Here is a 14,621-nt window from a genome sequence, read left to right on the forward strand (position 1 = left end):
CCGCCACCGCCATGGTTTCCCACCGGCAGATCCAGGGCCCCGAGTTTCAAAAACGGCTCTCCGGCGGCGTGCTGGCGGACGGCCTGGTGTCGGTGATCGCCTCGGCGCTCGGCTCCCTGCCGCTCACCACCTTTGCCCAGAACAATGGCGTCATCCAGATGACCGGGGTAGCCTCGCGCCACGTGGGCAAGTTCATCGCCGTCATCCTGGTGCTGCTCGGCCTCTTCCCGGTGGTGGGGCGCTTCTTCACCACCATACCGTCGCCTGTGATGGGGGGGGCCATGGTCATCATGTTCTCCATGATCGCCATCGCCGGCGGGCGCATCATCATCAGTCACGGCTTCGATCGGCGCGAAACCCTGATCGTCGCCACCTCGCTCGGGCTGGGGCTCGGGGTCTCCTACGACCCGAACGTCTTCAAGGTGCTGCCGGCGGGGATCTACATGCTGGTGGAGAACCCCATCTGCGCCGGCGGCATCACCGCCATCATCATGAACCTGGTGCTGCCGCAGAGCCGCAGACGCAAGGCGGCCGCCAATGCCGCCGAGGCGGTGGAGCTGATCCAGCTGAGCGACAAGCCCGACACCCGTTTTGCCACCCGGCCCGCCCCGTCGGCCACCGCCCGCCAACAGGGGCTGGCGACGGAGGAGGCCCAGGTGCGCGCCCCGCAAGTGGATCGCGGCTAACGAACAACAAGAGGGAATTGAGAGATGAAAAACGACAACTCCGTCAAGGCGGTGCGCGGCAGCTTCTTTGACATCACCCGGGTGGTGAGCCAGCCCGAGGAGATAGAGCCCAATGCCCGTCTCATCGAAGACGGCCTGCTGATCATCCGCAACGGCTGCATCGACTGGTTCGGCCAGTGGGAGGAGGGCCGTGATCGCATTCCGGCCCAGGTGCGGGTGCGGGATTATCGCGGCAAGATGATAGTGCCGGGCTTCGTCGATACCCACATCCACTACCCGCAAAGCGAGATGGTGGGGGCCTATGGCGAGCAGCTGCTGGAGTGGCTCAACCGCCACACCTTTCCGGCCGAGCGGCGCTACAACGATCTCGAGTACGCCCGCGAGATGTCCACCTTCTTCATCAAGCAGCTGCTGCGAAACGGCACCACCACGGCGCTGGTGTTCGGCACCGTCCACCCCGAATCGGTGGATGCCCTGTTTGAGGCGGCCAGTCGCATCAACATGCGGATGATCGCCGGCAAGGTGATGATGGATCGCAACGCGCCAGATTATCTGCTGGATACCGCCGAGAGCAGTTATGAACAGAGCAAGGCGCTTATCGAGCGCTGGCACGGCAATGGCCGCTTGCTCTACGCCATCACACCGCGCTTTGCCCCCACCTCGACCCCGGCGCAGCTGGCGATGGCGAGGCGGCTGCGCGAAGAGTACCCGACCACCTATCTGCACACCCACCTGTGCGAGAACAAGGACGAGATAGCCTGGGTGAAATCCCTCTTCCCGGCGCATCAGGGCTATCTCGACGTCTATCACCAGCACGGCCTCACCGGCCACAACTGCGTGTTTGCCCACTGCGTTCATCTGGAAGAGCAGGAGTGGGACTGCCTGAAAGAGACCGGCTCCACCATCGCGTTTTGTCCCACCTCCAATCTGTATCTGGGCAGTGGCCTGTTCAAGCTGCACAAGGCGTGGCACAAGCAGGTGAAGGTGGGGATGGGCACCGACATCGGCGCTGGCACCACCTTCAACATGCTGCAGACCCTCAACGAGGCCTACAAGGTGATGCAGCTGCAGGGCGAGCGCCTCTCGGCCTATCAGGCTTTCTATCTCGCCACCCTGGGCGGCGCCCATGCGCTGGGGCTTGACGAGCAGATCGGCAGCTTTGCGGTGGGCAAGGAGGCGGACTTCGTGGTGCTCGACCCGGTCGCCACCCCGCTGCAGCAGCTGCGCTACGACAACTCCACCACCTTGCGCGACAAGCTCTTTGTGCTGTTGACCCTGGGGGATGACAGATCCATCTACCGCACCTACGTGGATGGTCAGCTGGTGCACGAGCGGGGCTGATCCGGTTTTCAAAGCAGAGGGGCGGGCATGCTCGCCCCGGGAACACGGCAGCAGGGGCCAGCGTGGTGCCTGCGCCGCACGACAGGCGAGGCGCTTGCCCCGCCACAGCAGGTGAAATGGCCCGGTTTTTTTAGACGGCAAGTCAAACGTTTGCCTTGCCTGCCAACCCCATGATGCCGGCGACCGTGGCAGCAGAGATCCACGGCACCGACCGCCATTTCGTCACGACACATTCAGGGATGCAGGAAGGAGTCGGCCATGAGCCAGACAAACAGGATAAACGAGATGGACGGGGCAGTTGCGGACAAGGGGGCGGCGGCGGGACGACAGCCCGCCGGCGGCGCACTCGATCGCTACTTCATGATCAGCGAGCGGGGCAGCAACGTGCGCCAGGAGGTGCTGGCGGGGCTCACCACCTTTCTCGCCATGGTCTATTCGGTGATCGTGGTGCCCGGCATGCTGAGCAAGGCGGGATTCGAGTCGGGGGCGGTATTCGTGGCCACCTGTCTGGTGGCGGGCTTTGGTTCGCTGTTGATGGGTCTCTGGGCCAAGCTGCCGATGGCCATCGGCTGCGCCATCTCGCTCACCGCCTTTACCGCCTTCAGCCTGGTGCTGGGGCAGCAGATCTCCATCCCGGTGGCGCTCGGCGCCGTCTTTCTGATGGGGGTGTTGTTTACCGCCATCTCGGTGACCGGGGTGCGCAGCTGGATCCTCGACAACCTGCCGATGGGGATCGCCCACGGCACCGGCATCGGCATCGGGCTCTTCCTGCTGCTGATCGCCGCCAACGGGGTGGGGCTGGTGATCAAGAACCCGCTGGAGGGGCTGCCGGTGGCGCTGGGGGCCTTTACCTCCATGCCGGTCATCATGTCCCTCATCGGGCTGGCGGTCATCGTCGGGCTGGAGAAGCTTAAAGTTCCGGGCGGGATCCTCTTGGTGATCATCGCCATCTCCATTTTCGGCCTCATCTTCGATCCGGCGGTCAAGTATCAGGGGCTGTTCGCCATGCCGAGCCTCGCCGACGAGCAGGGCAACTCCCTCATCTTCAGCCTGGACATCATGGGGGCGCTCTCGCCGCTGGTGCTGCCCAGCGTGCTGGCGCTGGTGATGACGGCGGTGTTTGATGCCACCGGCACCATTCGCGCCGTGGCGGGGCAGGCCAACCTGCTGGACAAGGATGGCCACATCATCAACAGCGGCAAGGCGCTGAGCGCCGACTCCATCAGCAGCATCTTCTCCGGTCTGGTGGGGGCCGCGCCGGCCGCCGTCTACATCGAATCGGCGGCGGGCACGGCGGCAGGGGGCAAGACCGGCCTCACCGCCACCGTGGTGGGGGTCTTGTTCCTGTTGATGCTGTTCCTCTCGCCGCTCTCCTACCTGGTGCCGGCCTATGCCACCGCACCGGCGCTGATGTACGTGGGGCTCTTGATGCTGAGCAACGTCGCCCGGCTCGACTTCGATGACTTCGTCGGGGCCATGTCCGGCCTGCTGTGCGCCGTCTTCATCGTGCTCACCTGCAACATTGTCACCGGCATCATGCTGGGCTTCAGCGCCCTGGTGATCGGCCGCATCTGCTCGAAGGAGTGGCGCAAGCTCAACGTCGGCACCGTCATCATCGCCCTGGCGCTGGTGCTCTTCTATGCTGGCGGCTGGGCCATCTAGTCCGCATCGCGTCCTTCTCTTCGCGGGGCCAGCCTCTCTTGGCAGACCCCGCCCTGCAAATCGAACTCATACCATTTTGATAACGGGGCTTACCAGATTGATAACGTCGCCCGGCACTGGCGTCGCCGAGTCCTCCATGGACTGCTATTCCGGGGCTGGCCACGGCCATGACGGAGCGCCTGATGGGCGCCGGATGGGATCTTCTTCACACTTCTTCCCTTTGCTCGCCGCCTTTGCCCCCCGGTTGGCCCGACGTGCCGGAAACGGGCGCATATCTTGCTGTTTTTTATACCGGTTCTGATTTTTTCTGCCTGACAAAGGACTTGCATATGTCCATAGGATTACCGCTCAAGCGGGTGGATGCCGAGGCCAAGGTGACCGGCAGCGCCCGCTACACCGACGACAACATCATGCTCGGCATGCGCTACGCCAAATACGTGCGAAGCCATATCGCCCACGGCAAGGTGCTCACCATCGATGCCAGCGAGGCGCTGGCCCTGCACGGGGTCGAAGCCGTGTTCACCCACGAGGATGTGCCCACCACCTGTTTTCGCACCGCCGGTCACGCCTGGTCCCTCGATGAGACCAAGCGGGACGTGAAAGACCGGCGTCTGCTCACCGACCATGTGCGTCACTTCGGCGATTGCGTCGCCATCGTGGTGGCCCGCGATCCCTTGGTCGCCGAGAAGGCCGCCGCCCTGGTCAAGGTGACCTACGAGCCGCTGCCGGTGATGACGGATGCGTCCAGCGCCCTGGCCGAGGGGGCCTATCCCATCCACCCGACCGGCAACCTGCTGCGCCAGAGCCAGATCCGGGCGGGGGAGCCGGAGCAGGCCATTGCCGCAGCGGATCTGCAGTTCAAGGGGCACTACCAGACGCCGGTGGTGCAGCACTGCCATCTGGAGACGGTGACCTGTTACGCCTATATGGATCAGCCGGACCACATCATCGTCGTCACCAGCACCCAGATCCCCCAGATAGTGCGCAGCCGGGTGGCCAAGTCCCTCGGCCTGCCCTGGTCGAGCGTGCGGGTGCTCAAACCCTACATGGGCGGTGGTTTTGGCAACAAGCAGGATGTGCTGGAAGAGCCGATGGCGGCGTTTCTGAGTTACCAGCTCGGTGGCGTGCCGGTCAAGGTGACCCTGAGCCGGGAGGAGTGCTTTTTTGCTTCTCGTACCCGCCACGGTTTTGCCATCGACGGCACCCTCGGTATCAGCCGGGATGGCACCCTCGGTATCAGCCGGGATGGCACCCTCAAGGGCTATCAGCTGGACGTGCTCTCCAACACCGGCGGCTATGCTTCCCACGGCCACTCCATCGCCAGCGCCGGTGCTAACAAGATAAGCTACCTCTATCCGCGCAGCGCCTTTGGCTATGACGCCAAAACCTTCTACAGCAACCTGCCCACCGCCGGTGCCATGCGTGGTTACGGCGCGCCCCAGGTGGTGTTTGCTCTCGAGTGCATGCTGGACGATGCCTGCGCCGAGCTGGGTCTGGATCCGCTTGCGGTGCGCATCGCCAACGTGGCCCGCGAGGGGGATGTCAATCAGGTCAACCAGAAGACCATCTACAGTGCAGGGCTCCCTGAGTGTCTGCACCGGGGTGGCGAGCAGTTCGAGTGGGAGCGGCTCAAGGCCGAGTGTCTGGCACAGGATCCGGCGAGCCGAGTGCGGCGCGGCATCGGGGTAGCCTGTTTCAGTTATGGTTCCAACACCTATCCGGTGGGGGTGGAGATCGCCGGCGCCCGCATGCTGCTCAACCAGGATGGCACCGTCAATCTGCAGATCGGTGCCACCGAGATAGGGCAGGGATCGGATACCGTCTTTGCCCAGATGGCGGCCCAGACCTTGGGCATTCCGTTTGAGCAGATCCGGGTCATCTCGACTCAGGATACCGACATCACCGCCTACGACCCGGGTTCGTTCGCCTCGCGCCAGAGCTATGTGGCGGCCCCCGCCATCCATCAGGCGGCGCTGCAACTGCGGGCCCGCATTTTGTCGCTGGCAGCCCAGCTCTGCCATCAGGATGTGGGGTCGCTCACCCTGATCGACGGTTACGTGGTGCTGGCGGGTGCGCCGGACAAGGTGCTGATAAGCGTCGCCGAGGTGTCGGTCAACGCCTATTACCACCTCACCATCGGCGGCCAGATCACCTCGGAGGTCTCCCACAAGACCACCACCAATCCGCCCAGTTTCGGCTGTACCTTTGTCGATCTCAGCGTCGACATCGATCTCTGCAAGGTGACCATCAATCGCATCCTCAACCTGCACGATGCGGGCAAGATCCTCAACCCGCAGCTGGCGGAGGGGCAGGTGCACGGCGGCATGGGGATGGGGATCGGCTGGTCGCTGTTCGAGGAGATGATCATCGACGCCAAGACCGGCGTGGTGCGCAACCCCAACCTGCTTGACTACAAGTTCCCCACCATGCTGGATTTGCCCGAGCTTGAATGCGACTTCGTGCAGACCTACGAGCCCCAGTCGGTCTATGGCCACAAGTCACTGGGGGAGCCGCCCATCATCTCGCCGGGTCCGGCGATCCGTAACGCCATTCGCATGGCGACCGGGGTCGCCATCAACGAGCTGCCCATCACCCCAAAAACCCTGTTCCGGGAGCTTGTCGCGGCGGGTTTGATTGGCGAGGGAGCAGGGGAGGAGCAACGCCATGTTTGATATTGCCCGTTACTACAAGGCCCACAGCGTGGCCGAGGCGGTTGCCCTGCGTCAGGCCGACCCCGAGGCGCGCCTGCTGGCCGGTGGCACCGATGTGATGATCCAGCTGCATCACCTCAACGCCGCCTATCGCCATATCGTCGATATTCACGACTTGCCCGAACTCAAGGGGGTGAGCGAGCTGGCCGACGGCGCTATTCGCATCGGCTCTGGCACCACCTTTACCGAGCTCATCGAAAACGAGCTGGTGCAGCGCCGCCTGCCGATGCTGGCTGAAGCGGCTGCCACCATCGCAGGACCGCAGATCCGCAACGTCGCCACCTATGGCGGCAACATCTGCAACGGTGCCACCAGTGCCGACTCGGCAGCGCCGACCGTCGCATTGGAGGCTGAGCTGGAGATCGCCGGCCCCGATGGCACGCGCCGCATCCCCATCGCAGGTTTTCACACCGGCCCCGGCAAGGTGGCACTGCAACCGGCGGAGATCCTGGTGGCGTTTCACTTTGCCCCGGACGCACACCCCAAGGTGGGCTCCCACTACTTCAAATACGCCATGCGGGGTGCCATGGACATCGCCACCATCGGCTGCGCCGCCTACTGCCAGATTGAGGATGGCCGCTTCAAGCGCCTGCGACTGGCCTACGGGGTGGCGGCCCCGACGCCGGTGCGCACCCCTCACGCCGAAGCCGCGGCTGAGGGACAACCGCTGACTCGCGCCACGCTGGCAGCGATTGCCGAGGCGGTGGTGGCCGACGTGGCGCCGCGTTCCTCCTGGCGGGCAGACAAAGAGTTTCGCCTGCACCTGATCAAAACCCTGGCGCAGCGGGTGGTCGCCTGCGCCGTCGAACGTGCCGGAGGCCAGATCCTATGATGCAACCGCAAAGCTGTCCCACTGTTGCGATCAAGTGCGAGATCAACGGCAAGCCTTACTCCTATGCCGTGCCGCCCACCATGTCGCTGCTTCACTTCCTGCGCGGGCAGGGGCTTATCAGCGTGAAAGAGGGGTGCAGTGTCGGCGAGTGCGGCGCCTGTACCGTGCGGGTGGATGGCACGGCCATCGACAGCTGCCTCTATCTGGCGGTGTGGGCCGATGGCAAATCCATTCGCACCGTGGAGGGGGAGCGGCAGGGCAATGAGCTCTCCGACGTGCAGCAGGCCTTTATCGACGAGGGAGCGGTGCAGTGTGGCTTCTGCACCCCGGGGTTGGTGATGGCGAGCGCGGCCCTGCTCGACAAGACCGAACGCCGTCCCTTGACCGAGGCGGAGATCCGCCGCGGGCTGTCGGGGAATCTGTGCCGCTGTACCGGTTATCAGAACGTGGTGCGGGCGGTGAAGAAGTGCTGCAAGGGGTGATGGGTTCGCCCCTCGATTAGCTTCTCAAACCGTCGTTCGGCAGCGAGGTGACAGCATCTGAAATAGGCCGGGAGGATTATTTTCACCCCGCCGGTCAAACACGCATCCCGTTATTTCGGGCGGGCAATGGGGAACAGGCATACTGCACTGCCGGGCTGTCAGCACAAATAATGAACAGCCTGGTCCGCGCAGCGGCCTGGAAATGGCAAGCGACTGTTTTTACGCACTATGTCAACTTGTGTCGCCATCTTGTGCGCCCCTTTTGCATATTGGCGGCAGCAAATACCGGTGGGCGGGAAATAACGGAAAATAACGGCAAGGGGGCTGAAAAAAAGCTCCTTTTTCGTCACGTGGCCGCAACATTTTTCTGTAATTGTTAGCCAGCTCGCGGCGGCCCTGCGCCGAAACGGGCAGAGTAGGCGCCGTGGTTGGCCGAGGCCGCCATGATGCTCAATCAGAATCGTAACAAGGTGCTGCGGCCCGCCTGGCGGGGCGCAAAACATAACGTCAAAAAGAAAAGGAAACTGGCATGTCAGGAAGACACTCTCTGGTAGCGCTGGCCGTCGGGCTGGCGCTGGCGGGACAGGCACAGGCACAGCTGCTCATCAGCGAATACCTGGAAGGCTCGGGCAACAACAAGGCGGTGGAGCTGAGCAACCTTGGCAGCGACGCCGTCGATCTCTCCCAATATCGGTTGGCGCTCTACGCCAACGGCAAACCTCTCAGCGAATCCCCCACTAACAGCCTGGCGCTGCAGGGCACCCTGGCCCCGGGGGCCACCCTAGTGCTGGCCAACCCCTCTGCAAATGCCGAGATCCTGGCCAAGGCGAACCGTACCAGCGGCAACCTGGTGTTCAACGGTGACGACGCCCTGGTGCTCTATCGCGGTAGCGAGATAATCGACAGTTTCGGTCAGGTCGGTGTGGACCCCGGCACGGCCTGGGTCTCCGGCAACGTCTCGACTCTGGACATGACCCTGCGCCGCAAGGCCACCGTCACCACCGGTCGGACTGATGCAACCGCCCCCTTCGATCCGGCGCTCGAATACGTGGCCGCCCCCAAGGATGACGCCAGTGGCCTGGGTTGCAGCGGCGATGGCCCCTGCGATGGCACCCAGCCGCCCGCCTTCGTCTGCCCGGTAGACAACCTGGTGCCGGTGCCCGCCATTCAGGGCCCCGGCAACAGCAGCCCGCTGGTGCCGGCCGGCAAGTTTGAATCGGAGCAGGCCTACGCCACCCGCGGCGTGGTGACTCAGGTGGTGAGCGGCCTCTACAAGGGCTTCTTCATTCAGGATGAACAGGGGGACGGCGATCCGGCCACCTCCGACGGCCTCTTCGTCTACAGCACCAAGGCCAACGCCGCCATCGTGCCGGGGGCCGAAGTGTGCGTCTCGGGCAAGGTGAAAGAGTATTTCAACCAGACCCAGATCAACGCCGACGAGCTGGTGGTGACCCGGCCGCAGGGGACTGTGCCGGCCGCGGTGGATCTGGTGCCGGTGGCGGGGGAGAGCCTGAGCCAGCTGCTGGAGCGTCACGAGGGGATGCAGGTGCGGCTGGTGCCTGAATCCAGCCTGGTAGTGACCCGCAACTTCAGCTTCGATTACGACGGCAAGCGCAACAACCTGGTGCTGGCCTATGGTGCGCCGCTCATCAAGTCGACCCAGAAGTTTGCCGCCATGAGTCAGGAGGCGAGCGACTGGGCCCTGCGCAACCAGCAGAACCAGCTGGTGGTGGAGACCGACGCCAAGGCGCCGGACGGTGTGCTGCCCTGGTTCCCCGGCTTCAACGCCGAGGACGGTTACCTGCGCATCGGCGACAAGCTCAACGGGCTGGAGGGGGCGCTTGGCTACTCCTACAACCTGTTCCGACTGGTGGCCAGCAACCGCATCGATGCAAGCCAGATAGATCACAGCGGCTGGGATCGGGTGGAAACCCCTGAGCTTGCCGAGGCGGGGGATCTGCGGGTCGCCAGCTTCAACGTGCTCAACTTCTTCACCACGGTCGTGGGGGGCGATGCCAACCCCACCGGCAGCAACCGGGGCGCCCCGACGGTGGCGGAGTTCGAGTTGCAGCGCACCAAGATCGTCAGCGCCATCACCCGCCTCAATGCCGACGTGGTAGGGCTGATGGAGATCGAGAACAACGGCTACGGCGACAACTCCGCCATCGCCAACCTGGTGGCGGCCCTCAACGCCGCCCAGCCGGACGAGGCGGATCACTACCGCTGGATTGCCTCGCCGGATGGCAAGCCGATTGGCACCGACGCCATCACGGTGGGGCTTATCTACCGACCCGTCAAGGTGACCCCGGAGGGGGCTGCGAGCCTCATCGCGCTGCCGGTGCAGCAGGCCGAGGCGCAGGATGCCAGCGGCAAGCCGGTGACCATCAATCAGGGGATGCGCGAGTCGCTGGTGCAGCGCTTCAGCTCGCCCAAGGGGGATGCGCCGCTGACCCTGGTGGTCAACCACCTCAAGTCCAAGGGCTCCGCCTGCTTCGAAGATTACCCCGACTACGCCAGCGCCGATCCGCTGGATGGCCAGGGCCACTGCAACGCACTGCGGGTCTCCGCCGCCAAGGTGCTGGGTGAGCACCTCAAGGATTTGGCCGGGGATCTGCTGCTTATCGGCGACATGAACGCCTACGGCATGGAGGATCCCATCCGGGTGCTGACCGACTATGAGCCGGCCGCCCAATCGCGCCAGATCATGAGCGCCTCCTTCACCACGTTGGCGGGTCAACCCTTCGAGGAGAGCGGCAGCGCCCTGGGCAAGGGGTATGGTTTTGTCAACCTCAACACCCGCTTCCACGGCACCGACACCTACTCCTACAGCTACGAAGGGGAGCTCGGCAACCTGGATCACGCCCTGGCAAACCCGAGCCTCGCGGCCAAGGTGATCGGCATCGAGGATTGGCACATCAACTCCGCCGAGAGCAACTTCTTCGAGTACGGCAGCAAGTACAGCGGCCAGCTGGCGAAATCCGAAGGGCCCTTCAGCGCCTCGGATCACGATCCCGTGCTGGTGGCCATCCAGTACCCGCTGCCGCCTGCCGGGGTATTGAGCCTCGAGAGCGCCGCTGCCAGTGTGGAGGAGGGCAACACCCTGGCCTTGAGCGTAGCGCGCCGTGACGGCAGCTATGGGGAGGCCAGCGTGAGTTATCGCATTGCCTACGGCAGCGCGGACGCAAGCGACGTGGCGCCGCTCACCGGCACCCTGCACTGGGCCGCCGGGCAGAGCGACAGCCAGACCATCAGCATCCCGGTGAAGAGCGACACCCTGCGCGAGGGGGACGAGACCTTTACTTTGGAGCTGTTTGACCCGAGTGGCGCAACCCTGGGCGAGCAGCACCAGACCCTGGTGACCATCAAGGACAAGCTGGCGCCGTCCACCATCTCGCTGGCGCGCGCCAGCCTGACGGTGAACGAGGGGCAGTGGTTTGCCGAGATCCCGCTGGTGCGCAGCGGCGATCTGAGCAAGCCGGCCCGGGCCCGGGTGGCCCTTGACGGGGTCACGGCGCGCTGGGGGCTGGATTTCCTGCCCTGGTTCAGCCAGACCGTGAGCTGGGCCGCGGGCGAGGGGGGCAGCAAGTCGGTCAAGGTGCTGATCATCGATGACTGGTTTGTCGAGCCGACCGAGCAGTTCAAGGTGAGTCTGGCGGCGCTGCAGGGTGGCCAGCCGGGCAACCTGCAGGAGACCCGGGTCGACATTCTGGACAACGACAAGTCCTGGTGGCCCTTCGGGCGCCGCTGAGGATGACTTCTCCATATGAAAAGGGGCCTGCGGGCCCCTTTCTGTTGTCGGCCACCTTGCTGTTGCAGACCAAAATGCCAAAAACAGCGAGGCCCATCACCAGGATGGGCCTCTGAGCTGGACAGGCTGACGGGATCAGCTGCCGCTCTGGGGGCCGTCGATCACCAGCTTGCCATCCTTGACCGGGATGGTGGCGCCGGGGGCCTTGTTCATGCGGATCACCCCTTCCTGACCGGCGAGGCGGTAGGTGACGTCATAGCCCAGGGTACGGGTGCTGCTCTCTTGCACCGTCTTGCAGCGCTGCTCTGTGGTAGTGTAGGTATCACCGGCCTGCATGTTGCCCTGTACCTGGTTGCCGGCGTAGCCGCCTGCCACGGCGCCGGCGGCGGTCGCCACCTTCTTGCCGTTGCCGCCACCGAACTGGTTGCCGAGCACGCCGCCCAGCGCCGCGCCGACCACGGTACCCAGGATCTTGTGCTCGTCCTGCACCGGTTTGCGGTGGGTCACGGTGACGTTGCGACACTCCTGACGGGGGGTCTTGATGGTCTCGGTCACCGCTTTGCTGGCCAGCACTTCGGCGAACTGAGGCTGTGATGAAAACAGGGATCCGCTGGCGGCGGCTGACAAGGCCAGCGCAGAGGCCACACCGATCCCGACTCCTGCCAACATGGATTTGTTCATTTTCTCTTCTCCTCAAATGCATCACGGGATGCGTCTCTTGCTTGCGCTCATCTTGGCACAAGGGCAAGGAGGCACAAGGCAAAGTCCGTGCGGGCACGACAGCCCCTGACTGCACCAGAAAGTGCCTCGCCAAAAAGGTGTCGGGCTTTGGCGACAAAGGTGCAGTGAAGGCAGCAAAAGCGATCTGCGAATGGCATTTTGCGATTCAGCTGGGCCTATTTTCCCATTTTGCGTCAAGCTCCTGCCACCACCGGCTGGCGCAGTGGCAAACAAGGGGGGCCTAGTCATCAACAAGGGCCAGTCAGGGTGCGCCAACCGCTTGATAAATCACTGTTGCCAGGATGGCTGGCGGCCGATAACAGATCACGGCAAGCATTATGCTTGCTCTGTTGGCAGAGAGGATAAATCGCGCGTCTCTGGCGGCCCGCACCAATGTGAGCCGGCAGGCGTCACCCGCAGTCAGGCCAGTTCGGCTGCGGTCATCCGGTCAGCAAGGGGGTTCATATGTCGATGCTGCCAAGATGGATACAACCGGCCGTGCAGGCCGGCATCATCACCCGGGAACAAGCCCAGCGGCTGCTGGACTCCCTCTATCAACCCCTCTGTGAGACGGCGCAGGAGCTGCCCGCCGACATAGCCGACATCAGCCTCAAGCTCTTCTGTTTTCGCCAGCAGCACAGGGTGCGCCACTAGGCCCCGGATCTGCACCCTGGATAAGGCATTGCCCCCGCCGGGGCGGGGGCAATGTGCGCTAGACCAGCATCACCTGCGCCACCAGCATCAGGGCGCCGAAACCCAGCACAAAGCCAACCATGGGCAGCACGAACCTGACCCACTGGTTGAACTGGATGCCGAGCATCTGCAGGGTGACCAGCACCAGCCCGGTGGGTGCCAGGAACAGCATGGCGTATTGCCCCCAGTTGTAGGCCGACACCACTATGTAGCGCGGGATCATCACGGTATCCGCCAGCGGCGCCATGATGGGCATGGAGAGCACCGCGAGCCCCGAGGAGGAGGGCACCACCAGCCCCAACAGGGTGAACACCAGCATCTGGGCCACCGCAAACACGGCGCCGTGCATGCCGGCCACCAGACTGGAGGCATAAGCCAGGATGGTGTCCGAGATCATCCCCTGATCCAGCACCAGGTTGACCCCCCGCGCCAGCCCGATGATGAGGGACACCGCCACCAGCTCGGACGCCCCCTGGGTGAAGGCCTCGACCGCCTCTTTCTCCTTGAGGCCGGAGATGAAGATGATGACGATGGCGACGGCCAGGAAGGAGGCCGCCATCTGCGGGAACCACCAGCCGGCCATGGAGACGCCCCACACCATCAGGGGGAAGGCGAGGATGAACAGGGTCAGGATGATCTTGCGGCGCAGGGTGAAGGGGACCCCTTCATCGAGGGAGCCCTCTTTCAGAAAGCGGGCCCGAAAGCTCTCTCTGTCTTCATAGGTGTAGGAGAAGGCGGGGTTGGCCTTGATCTTCTTGCAGTACCAGTAGAGATAACCGATCACCACCAGGGTGCCCACCAGACAGCCGACGGCGCGAAAGCTCAGCCCCTCGGTAAAGGGGATGCCGGCGGCGTTGGAGGCGATCACCACCGAGAAGGGGTTGATGGTGGAGAAGGTAGTGCCCATGGAGGCGGCAAGGAAGATGGCCCCCACGCAGACGATGGCGTCATAGCCAAGCGCCAGAAAGATGGGCACCAGGATGGGATAGAAGGCGACGGCCTCCTCCTCCAGTCCGCAGGTGGTACCCCCCAGCGCCATCACAAAGCAGACCAGCGCCACAAACAGGAACTCGTTGCCGCGGGTCTTGCGCGACAATGCCACCAGTCCCGCATTGAAGGCACCTGTCTTGTTGATGACGCCGATAAGCCCGCCCAGCACCAGGATGAAGACGATGATGTCGGCCCCCTCTATGGTGCCCTTGACCATGCTCACCGCCACGTCGGAGAGCCCCTTCGGCGCCTGGGCCAGCCGCTCATAGGTGCCGGGGATGGCGATGGGCTTGCGGATGGTGCCATTGACGAACTGCTCCACCCCGATATTGATATCGAGCCTCGCCAGCTCATCCTGAGTGGCGGGCACACGCCGGGTTTCCCCTTGCGGCGTGTTGATGGTCAGCATATGGTTGGCGGCATTATAAGAGAGCTTGGCATAGGCGCCCGCCGGAATTATCCAGGTGAGAGCGATGGCCAACAACATGATCAAAAACAAGATGGTAAACGCGGTGGGAAATTGTCTGCGGGTCTGGGTATTCGGCTCGGCACACATAAAATGCTCCTCGATAAAGCAGGTTCGGGCTCGGCGGAATATCGGGTCGATAGGGTTCCTTCGTCATGCAGCGAGAGTGCGCAAACTCACTGGTTGTGGCGCATCGTATGGCGAGAAATCTGGCCTGATATTGAACATCCGGTAGATTGTTTCACCAGGAAACCATAACCCGCCAAGGGGAAGCATGAACAGCGCTGCGG

Annotated in this window: 10 protein-coding genes; 8 read left to right on the forward strand and 2 right to left on the reverse strand. The window is 63.7% G+C overall.

What is annotated here, in order from left to right:
• From CAK78_RS23170 to CAK78_RS16440, 7 genes are all read left to right on the forward strand, one after another.
• Positions 1-686, forward strand: a 686-nt coding sequence (locus CAK78_RS23170) for a solute carrier family 23 protein (RefSeq protein ID WP_303396020.1), incomplete at its 5' end; no start/stop codon positions are given.
• 24 nt (positions 687-710) lie between these two features.
• Entirely contained in the window at positions 711-2,027 is a 1,317-nt protein-coding gene (guaD, locus tag CAK78_RS16415; RefSeq protein ID WP_010633916.1) for a guanine deaminase, read from the forward strand.
• 285 nt (positions 2,028-2,312) lie between these two features.
• Positions 2,313-3,689 carry an NCS2 family permease gene (locus tag CAK78_RS16420; protein WP_094697983.1) on the forward strand — a complete coding sequence of 459 codons (1,377 nt, stop codon included), beginning with the start codon at positions 2,313-2,315 and terminating at the stop codon, positions 3,687-3,689.
• A gap of 329 nt (positions 3,690-4,018) precedes the next feature.
• The gene (xdhA, locus tag CAK78_RS16425; protein WP_094697984.1) at positions 4,019-6,361 is read left to right on the forward strand and encodes a xanthine dehydrogenase molybdenum-binding subunit XdhA; all 2,343 of its coding nucleotides are present in this window, start codon (positions 4,019-4,021) and stop codon (positions 6,359-6,361) included.
• Entirely contained in the window at positions 6,354-7,232 is an 879-nt protein-coding gene (gene xdhB / locus CAK78_RS16430) for a xanthine dehydrogenase FAD-binding subunit XdhB (protein WP_094697985.1), read from the forward strand. Before xdhA ends, xdhB begins: the two co-directional genes overlap by 8 nt.
• On the forward strand, positions 7,229-7,714 hold the full coding sequence (xdhC, locus tag CAK78_RS16435; RefSeq protein ID WP_094697986.1) for a xanthine dehydrogenase iron sulfur-binding subunit XdhC: 486 nt from the start codon (positions 7,229-7,231) through the stop codon (positions 7,712-7,714). Before xdhB ends, xdhC begins: the two co-directional genes overlap by 4 nt.
• Before the next feature lie 529 nt (positions 7,715-8,243).
• Positions 8,244-11,462: an ExeM/NucH family extracellular endonuclease gene (locus CAK78_RS16440; protein WP_094697987.1), complete on the forward strand. Its 3,219-nt coding sequence runs from the start codon at positions 8,244-8,246 to the stop codon at positions 11,460-11,462.
• Between the two features lie 135 nt (positions 11,463-11,597).
• Here the strand turns inward: CAK78_RS16440 and CAK78_RS16445 are convergent, their stop codons facing one another.
• Entirely contained in the window at positions 11,598-12,143 is a 546-nt protein-coding gene (locus CAK78_RS16445) for a glycine zipper 2TM domain-containing protein (RefSeq protein ID WP_016350791.1), read from the reverse strand.
• Between the two features lie 504 nt (positions 12,144-12,647).
• On the opposite strand from CAK78_RS16445, the gene CAK78_RS16450 reads away from it, so the two are divergent.
• Positions 12,648-12,836 carry a hypothetical protein gene (locus tag CAK78_RS16450; RefSeq protein WP_005301113.1) on the forward strand — a complete coding sequence of 63 codons (189 nt, stop codon included), beginning with the start codon at positions 12,648-12,650 and terminating at the stop codon, positions 12,834-12,836.
• A gap of 58 nt (positions 12,837-12,894) precedes the next feature.
• On the opposite strand, the gene CAK78_RS16455 is transcribed toward CAK78_RS16450, so the two are convergent.
• On the reverse strand, positions 12,895-14,421 hold the full coding sequence (locus tag CAK78_RS16455) for a YfcC family protein (protein WP_094697988.1): 1,527 nt from the start codon (positions 14,419-14,421) through the stop codon (positions 12,895-12,897).
• Between the last annotated feature and the right edge of the window lie 200 nt (positions 14,422-14,621).

Origin of the sequence: Aeromonas sp. A35_P, assembly GCF_002259925.1 — a bacterium.
GTDB lineage: Bacteria > Pseudomonadota > Gammaproteobacteria > Enterobacterales > Aeromonadaceae > Aeromonas > Aeromonas dhakensis.

Excerpts from the sequence above, each read along its gene's own strand:
- CAK78_RS16450 (WP_005301113.1), top strand. The coding sequence starts at position 12,648 with ATGTCGATGCTGCCAAGATGGATACAACCGGCCGTGCAGGCCGGCATC.
- xdhA (WP_094697984.1), top strand. The coding sequence starts at position 4,019 with ATGTCCATAGGATTACCGCTCAAGCGGGTGGATGCCGAGGCCAAGGTG.
- CAK78_RS16440 (WP_094697987.1), top strand. The coding sequence starts at position 8,244 with ATGTCAGGAAGACACTCTCTGGTAGCGCTGGCCGTCGGGCTGGCGCTG.
- CAK78_RS16455 (WP_094697988.1), bottom strand. The coding sequence starts at position 14,421 with ATGTGTGCCGAGCCGAATACCCAGACCCGCAGACAATTTCCCACCGCG.
- CAK78_RS16445 (WP_016350791.1), bottom strand. The coding sequence starts at position 12,143 with ATGAACAAATCCATGTTGGCAGGAGTCGGGATCGGTGTGGCCTCTGCG.
- xdhB (WP_094697985.1), top strand. The coding sequence starts at position 6,354 with ATGTTTGATATTGCCCGTTACTACAAGGCCCACAGCGTGGCCGAGGCG.
- guaD (WP_010633916.1), top strand. The coding sequence starts at position 711 with ATGAAAAACGACAACTCCGTCAAGGCGGTGCGCGGCAGCTTCTTTGAC.
- CAK78_RS16420 (WP_094697983.1), top strand. The coding sequence starts at position 2,313 with ATGGACGGGGCAGTTGCGGACAAGGGGGCGGCGGCGGGACGACAGCCC.
- xdhC (WP_094697986.1), top strand. The coding sequence starts at position 7,229 with ATGATGCAACCGCAAAGCTGTCCCACTGTTGCGATCAAGTGCGAGATC.